Origin of the sequence: Sedimentibacter hydroxybenzoicus DSM 7310 (assembly GCF_013403245.1) — a bacterium.
In the GTDB taxonomy this organism is placed as follows: domain Bacteria; phylum Bacillota; class Clostridia; order Tissierellales; family Sedimentibacteraceae; genus Sedimentibacter; species Sedimentibacter hydroxybenzoicus.
In genome coordinates this window covers 1-1872 of the sequence record NZ_JACBNQ010000056.1, presented here as the reverse complement: position 1 = coordinate 1872, position 1872 = coordinate 1, and the positions used below count along the sequence as shown (strand labels likewise).

Annotated in this window: 1 protein-coding gene; it reads right to left on the bottom strand. The window is 35.9% G+C overall.

Annotated elements, in window-relative coordinates:
* Positions 1 to 277: 277 nt before the first annotated feature.
* Complete coding sequence (locus tag HZF24_RS18620; protein WP_179239882.1) at positions 278 to 1720, bottom strand: DDE-type integrase/transposase/recombinase; 1443 nt, start codon at positions 1718 to 1720, stop codon at positions 278 to 280.
* Positions 1721 to 1872 lie beyond the last annotated feature (152 nt).

The following is a 1872-nucleotide window of genomic DNA, read 5'->3' as shown; positions in this document are numbered from 1 at the left end:
GATAGTGTAAAGTAGTCTATGAAAAACAAGGTCAAAAGAAAGAGACCAAAAGCACCTAGAAAATCGCAAAGAATTACTTTTACGTTAGTCGTCGCCACCCTTGAGTGCATGCCAAAACAATGCTGCGGGATTGGCAACGACGGCGAAGGAACTCAAGAACAGATAATCATTCGCGCCGTCTTCACAGCATTTTAGCATTGTTTAGTCCTGCCATCAAGGGCAAGCCCTAAAGGGTGGCTAGTTACCTCTGGCTCTAAAATCTAAGAACAGATACTTGTTAGGATGACTTGGTTTCCTGCGTGTTAAGGATGACCTGTTGACCAAGAAATATAATAAGTTGCCACTTACCCGGCATATTACCTGCATCCTTAAGCATATCAACCTCATTTAATGGACGCTTACGTCCATAAAGCTCATGAGGGCGAAGAAAGTTGTAATAAGCAACCCAAAGGTTTACACCATAATAAGCACCATCATCTGTACCATAGCCACAAGTAACACGGTAGGATGCTTTAAAGGTACGGTTAAGACGTTCAATCTTTTGTTTAAAAGGGCGATGTTCCTTAGTTACAGCATCATCATTAGTAAGACCAATAACTTGAGTAATATCAACATCCCATTTTTTTTCAATTTTAAACTGTTGAGCAGCTAAAGGATATGCACTGTAACCGTCGGCAATGAATTTTAAGGCTTTACCTGGGAATTTTTTAAATTTATCGAATGCCATTCTCATGGTAAGGATACAAGGACCAACATCACGACTATTAGAAACCTGATAACCAAGAATTGAGCGAGAAACAGTATCCATAATGAGCCAAACATATGCCTTAAGACCTTTAATTTTAATATAAGTTTCATCAGCAGCCAAGTTGTTTGAAGGCTTGTAATCAAAAGTATCAACGAAAGGCTTAACCAATACAGCGGCAGTTCTTGCATAGCTAGCTACCATAGTATGTGAGATATTAATATTGTGGATTTCACGCATGGCTTCAGCGGTTTTTCGAAGGGATAACCCAAGATTAACATGGTAAGTAAGACAAAGCCCCATAATATGAGCATTGTTCTTTCTAAACTTAAAACTTGTAGCCCAAGAAGGAAGCATGTATAAATCCATAGAAAAGAAATCTAACGTAAATTCACGATAGATGTAATGGAGTTTGTATTTATACTTTTCCTTAGGATCTAAATCCTTAGGAAGAAGTTTAAGATTATCCATGTAATATGAACATTTTTTATTGATACATTTATGTACAATAAAATGTTTACGGTCTTTAACAGCAGACAAGGTATGTCCACAATAAGGGCAGATAAGGACTAATGGTGAAGTTATTTGTTCACCTGTACTAAAAGTTTGACTGCAAATTTTGCATTGGTATTGACCATTACCGCCATTGTTGTCGTAAATATATTGATGAGGAGCACCACACAGAGGGCATGCCGTATCTTCGGGTATAGTTTTACCATTACGGCGACGAACTGGTTTTACAGGTTTACCGTATTTCCAAAGATAGTATTCAAGTAGAAAATTGTAATCCTGCTTAATGAACTTTTTAATAATGGGAAGCTTGTCAATTTTAAGTTTTTGATATGCTGGGCTGTTAGAATCTTCAAAAGCCCACTGCTTAATAGGTATATATTTTGCGATAAATATAGTTAATTCATAAATTTGATTAAGTAAGTATTGATTATATACGAGTAAATAAGTTATAATTTGAGACATAACAATGACCAACCTTTCTTTTTATTTGTTGTGTGGTAACTCAAATTATAACAGAAAACAGGGGGTCATTGTTTTTTGTTTTATAAAGACTATGCAACCCTTGATATATAAAGGTTTTAACAAAAAAATAGTAGTGTTTACTTGACACTACG

What these genes read in the sequence shown, in the direction of transcription:
- HZF24_RS18620 (WP_179239882.1), bottom strand. Translation starts at nt 1,720, where the DNA reads ATGTCTCAAATTATAACTTATTTACTCGTATATAATCAATACTTACTT.